We start from the raw sequence: 5,825 nt of genomic DNA, 5'->3' as shown, positions 1-5,825 counted from the left end.
AAAAAAGGCCCTTCGGTCTTGATCTGGTTCTAAAAACTGTGTCATAATCGAAGGCTCCGCTGAAAACGACGGCGACGAAGCAGCTTCCGGGTTGCGAGTTGATCGAAGTGAGCGGCGGGAAAGAAAAAGCCTCTCGAGGTTGACGAAGTTGAAAAAACTGTGTCATAATCGAAGGCTCCGCAGAAAACGCGAACTGCAGCGGCTTCCCAGTGAAGCGGTTGTGAGAAGCGAAAGAAAGCGAAAAAAGTTTGCCGGTTCTTAAAAAACCGTGTCATAATCGAAGGCTCCGCTGATCGCAGCGAAGCAAGCAAAACAAGAGATTGTTTTGACGGATCGTTAAAAATATACAGCCGATAAGCGTGGGCGTTTGAGGCGAATGGCTAAGTTCTTCGGAACAAAGTCTTCAAGACTTTAAACGCTCATGAGAATAGAAGTGAAGTTCACTTCAATTTCTTTTTTTATGAGTTTTGCTTGACCGCGAGGTCAGGCGCAAAATCAAGATCGAACTATAGAGTTTGATCCTGGCTCAGATTGAACGCTGGCGGCATGCCTTACACATGCAAGTCGAACGGCAGCGCGGGAGCAATCCTGGCGGCGAGTGGCGAACGGGTGAGTAATACATCGGAACGTGCCCAATCGTGGGGGATAACGCAGCGAAAGCTGTGCTAATACCGCATAAGATCTACGGATGAAAGCAGGGGATCGCAAGACCTTGCGCGAATGGAGCGGCCGATGGCAGATTAGGTAGTTGGTGAGGTAAAGGCTCACCAAGCCTTCGATCTGTAGCTGGTCTGAGAGGACGACCAGCCACACTGGGACTGAGACACGGCCCAGACTCCTACGGGAGGCAGCAGTGGGGAATTTTGGACAATGGGCGCAAGCCTGATCCAGCCATGCCGCGTGCAGGATGAAGGCCTTCGGGTTGTAAACTGCTTTTGTACGGAACGAAAAGTCTCTTTCTAATAAAGAGGGATCATGACGGTACCGTAAGAATAAGCACCGGCTAACTACGTGCCAGCAGCCGCGGTAATACGTAGGGTGCAAGCGTTAATCGGAATTACTGGGCGTAAAGCGTGCGCAGGCGGTTATGTAAGACAGTTGTGAAATCCCCGGGCTCAACCTGGGAACTGCATCTGTGACTGCATAGCTAGAGTACGGTAGAGGGGGATGGAATTCCGCGTGTAGCAGTGAAATGCGTAGATATGCGGAGGAACACCGATGGCGAAGGCAATCCCCTGGACCTGTACTGACGCTCATGCACGAAAGCGTGGGGAGCAAACAGGATTAGATACCCTGGTAGTCCACGCCCTAAACGATGTCAACTGGTTGTTGGGTCTTCACTGACTCAGTAACGAAGCTAACGCGTGAAGTTGACCGCCTGGGGAGTACGGCCGCAAGGTTGAAACTCAAAGGAATTGACGGGGACCCGCACAAGCGGTGGATGATGTGGTTTAATTCGATGCAACGCGAAAAACCTTACCCACCTTTGACATGTACGGAATTTGCCAGAGATGGCTTAGTGCTCGAAAGAGAACCGTAACACAGGTGCTGCATGGCTGTCGTCAGCTCGTGTCGTGAGATGTTGGGTTAAGTCCCGCAACGAGCGCAACCCTTGTCATTAGTTGCTACATTTAGTTGGGCACTCTAGTGAGACTGCCGGTGACAAACCGGAGGAAGGTGGGGATGACGTCAAGTCCTCATGGCCCTTATAGGTGGGGCTACACACGTCATACAATGGCTGGTACAAAGGGTTGCCAACCCGCGAGGGGGAGCTAATCCCATAAAACCAGTCGTAGTCCGGATCGCAGTCTGCAACTCGACTGCGTGAAGTCGGAATCGCTAGTAATCGTGGATCAGAATGTCACGGTGAATACGTTCCCGGGTCTTGTACACACCGCCCGTCACACCATGGGAGCGGGTTCTGCCAGAAGTAGTTAGCCTAACCGCAAGGAGGGCGATTACCACGGCAGGGTTCGTGACTGGGGTGAAGTCGTAACAAGGTAGCCGTATCGGAAGGTGCGGCTGGATCACCTCCTTTCTGGAAATACAAAGCTGTTCAAGTTGAACGCCCACACTTATCGGTTGTTGGAAGATGTCGAAACATCGACATGGGTCTGTAGCTCAGCTGGTTAGAGCACCGTCTTGATAAGGCGGGGGTCGTTGGTTCGAGCCCAACTAGACCCACCAAATTCTTCCGATGGTCATGATGCTCCAGGGCGTCAGATATGAGGACCCGGGGGATTAGCTCAGCTGGGAGAGCACCTGCTTTGCAAGCAGGGGGTCGTCGGTTCGATCCCGTCATCCTCCACCAATCTTCGAGCCCTTTGGGGCTGCAACACGATACTTATAGTCAACACCAAAGCTGCTTTGAAAAAGGCATCTTTGTTGTTGATCGAGATCTCTCGGTCAATCGGCTGTTCTTTAAAAATTCATAGAGTCGAATTAGCGTCGCTGGTGGAAACCGCACATTCGTAAAGGTTTAGTGCGGACCGTGCCATCAGCGACATGAATTTTTGATTGCGTCAATTATGAACTTCAATTTCGAATCAAATCGAAAGTATGAAGTACGGCATAACGCGACAGGTGAGAGACCTGTCAATTCCTTGATGTGATTTTGGTTTCTGTGAAGAAACGTCAAAGTTATAGGGTCAAGTGAATAAGAGCACGTGGTGGATGCCTTGGCGATGATAGGCGACGAAGGACGTGATAGCCTGCGATAAGCTTCGGGGAGCTGGCAAATTAGCTTTGATCCGGAGATTTCCGAATGGGGAAACCCACCTGCAAAGGTATCGCATGCTGAATACATAGGCATGCGAGGCGAACCGGGTGAACTGAAACATCTCAGTAGCTCGAGGAAAAGACATCAACCGAGATTCCGAAAGTAGTGGCGAGCGAAATCGGAAGAGCCTGTTAGTGATAGCACAAGACTTAACGGAACAGTTTGGAAAGACTGGCCATAGCGGGTGATAGCCCCGTACGTGAAAAGACCTGTGTGGTACTGAGCTAACGAAAAGTAGGGCGGGACACGAGAAATCCTGTCTGAATATGGGGGGACCATCCTCCAAGGCTAAATACTCATCATCGACCGATAGTGAACTAGTACCGTGAGGGAAAGGCGAAAAGAACCCCGGGAGGGGAGTGAAATAGATCCTGAAACCGCGTGCTTACAAAAAGTAGGAGCCTCGTAAGGGGTGACTGCGTACCTTTTGTATAATGGGTCAGCGACTTACATTCAGTGGCAAGGTTAACCGAATAGGGAAGCCGTAGAGAAATCGAGTCCGAATAGGGCGATCAGTCGCTGGGTGTAGACCCGAAACCAAGTGATCTATCCATGGCCAGGATGAAGGTGCCGTAACAGGTACTGGAGGTCCGAACCGACTAGTGTTGCAAAACTAGCGGATGAGCTGTGGATAGGGGTGAAAGGCTAAACAAACTTGGAAATAGCTGGTTCTCTCCGAAAACTATTTAGGTAGTGCCTCAAGTATTACCGTCGGGGGTAGAGCACTGTTTTGGCTAGGGGGTCATGGCGACTTACCAAACCAAGGCAAACTCCGAATACCGACGAGTACAGCTTGGGAGACAGAGCACCGGGTGCTAACGTCCGGACTCAAGAGGGAAACAACCCAGACCGCCAGCTAAGGTCCCTAAAATTGGCTAAGTGGGAAACGAAGTGGGAAGGCTAAAACAGTCAGGATGTTGGCTTAGAAGCAGCCATCATTTAAAGAAAGCGTAATAGCTCACTGATCGAGTCGTCCTGCGCGGAAGATGTAACGGGGCTAAGCCAGTTACCGAAGCTGCGGATTTGCAATTTATTGCAAGTGGTAGGAGAGCGTTCTGTAAGCCTGTGAAGGTGCGTTGTAAAGCGTGCTGGAGGTATCAGAAGTGCGAATGCTGACATGAGTAGCGTTAAAGGGGGTGAAAAGCCCCCTCGCCGTAAGCGCAAGGTTTTCTACGCAACGTTCATCGGCGTAGAGTGAGTCGGCCCCTAAGGCGAGGCAGAGATGCGTAGCTGATGGGAAACAGGTCAATATTCCTGTACCGATGTGTAGTGCGATGTGGGGACGGATCTTAATAGGTCATCCGGGTGTTGGATATCCCGGTTTAGTGGGAAGTAGGCGTGCATTAGGCAAATCCGGTGCACATATACCGAGGCCCATGATCGAGCCAGCTTGCTGGTGAAGTGACTGAACGAGGTTCCAGGAAAAGCCACTAAGCTTCAGCTACACACGACCGTACCGCAAACCGACACTGGTGCGCGAGATGAGTATTCTAAGGCGCTTGAGAGAACTCAGGAGAAGGAACTCGGCAAATTGACACCGTAACTTCGGAAGAAGGTGTGCCCTATTAGTGTGAAGTGAACAACGGAGCATGAATGGGTTGCAAAAAATCGGTGGCTGCGACTGTTTATTAAAAACACAGCACTCTGCAAACACGAAAGTGGACGTATAGGGTGTGACGCCTGCCCGGTGCTGGAAGATTAAATGATGGGGTGCAAGCTCTTGATTGAAGTCCCAGTAAACGGCGGCCGTAACTATAACGGTCCTAAGGTAGCGAAATTCCTTGTCGGGTAAGTTCCGACCTGCACGAATGGCGTAACGATGGCCACACTGTCTCCTCCTGAGACTCAGCGAAGTTGAAATGTTTGTGATGATGCAATCTCCCCGCGGAAAGACGGAAAGACCCCATGAACCTTTACTGTAGCTTTGTATTGGACTTTGAACAGATCTGTGTAGGATAGGTGGGAGGCTTTGAAGCAGGGTCGCTAGATCTTGTGGAGCCAACGTTGAAATACCACCCTGGTGTGTTTGAGGTTCTAACCTAGGTCCATTATCTGGATCGGGGACAGTGCATGGTAGGCAGTTTGACTGGGGCGGTCTCCTCCCAAAGCGTAACGGAGGAGTTCGAAGGTACGCTAGTTACGGTCGGACATCGTGACGATAGTGCAATGGCATAAGCGTGCTTAACTGCGAGACTGACAAGTCGAGCAGATGCGAAAGCAGGACATAGTGATCCGGTGGTTCTGTATGGAAGGGCCATCGCTCAACGGATAAAAGGTACTCTGGGGATAACAGGCTGATACCGCCCAAGAGTTCATATCGACGGCGGTGTTTGGCACCTCGATGTCGGCTCATCTCATCCTGGGGCTGTAGCCGGTCCCAAGGGTATGGCTGTTCGCCATTTAAAGAGGTACGTGAGCTGGGTTTAAAACGTCGTGAGACAGTTTGGTCCCTATCTTCCGTGGGCGCTGCAGATTTGAGGAAGCCTGCTCCTAGTACGAGAGGACCGGAGTGGACACACCTCTGGTGTATCGGTTGTCACGCCAGTGGCATTGCCGAGTAGCTAAGTGTGGAAGAGATAACCGCTGAAAGCATCTAAGCGGGAAACTCGTTTCAAGATGAGATCTGCCGGGGCCTTGAGCCCCCTAAAGAGTCGTTCAAGACCAGGACGTTGATAGGTCAGGTGTGGAAGCGCAGTAATGCGTTAAGCTAACTGATACTAATTGCTCGTGCGGCTTGACCCTATAACTTTGATCTACATGATCAAGGTGTTATGCCAAGTTGACGCATTCAAGATTCCGATGCCACAAGCATCAAAGCTAATTCCAGACTCTATGAATTCGTTGTGCTGACCCAGTCAGCGCGACAACCCTTTATGCCTGATGACCATAGCGAGTTGGTCCCACTCCTTCCCATCCCGAACAGGACAGTGAAACGACTCAGCGCCGATGATAGTGCGGGTTCCCGTGTGAAAGTAGGTCATCGTCAGGCTCTTACAGCCCAAACCGCCCAGCCCCTCAAAAGGCTGGGCGTTTTGCTTTGTGCGCG

At 51.1% G+C, this 5,825-nt stretch carries 2 tRNA genes and 3 rRNA genes; all 5 read left to right on the top strand.

The features are described 5' to 3' along the window. Positions 1 to 503 precede the first annotated feature (503 nt). The 5 genes from QTI68_RS40040 to rrf all read left to right on the top strand — a co-directional run bounded on the left by QTI68_RS40040 (position 504) and on the right by rrf (position 5,768). Positions 504 to 2,038, top strand: a 16S ribosomal RNA gene (locus tag QTI68_RS40040). A 72-nt stretch (positions 2,039 to 2,110) separates the two neighbouring features. Then, positions 2,111 to 2,187, top strand: a tRNA-Ile gene (locus QTI68_RS40035). A 48-nt stretch (positions 2,188 to 2,235) separates the two neighbouring features. After that, positions 2,236 to 2,311: transfer RNA gene (locus tag QTI68_RS40030), tRNA-Ala, on the top strand. Between the two features lie 335 nt (positions 2,312 to 2,646). Next, positions 2,647 to 5,521: ribosomal RNA gene (locus QTI68_RS40025) — 23S ribosomal RNA — on the top strand. Positions 5,522 to 5,655: 134 nt separating this feature from the next. After that, positions 5,656 to 5,768: ribosomal RNA gene (gene rrf / locus QTI68_RS40020) — 5S ribosomal RNA — on the top strand. Together the 16S, 23S and 5S rRNA genes with 2 tRNA genes alongside form the textbook arrangement of a ribosomal RNA operon. Positions 5,769 to 5,825: the final 57 nt, after the last annotated feature.

The organism is Variovorax sp. J31P207 (genome assembly GCF_030316965.1).
Lineage (GTDB): Bacteria > Pseudomonadota > Gammaproteobacteria > Burkholderiales > Burkholderiaceae_C > Variovorax > Variovorax ginsengisoli_B.
Note: the sequence above shows the minus strand (reverse complement) of the source record. Positions and strands in the feature narration are given on the sequence as shown.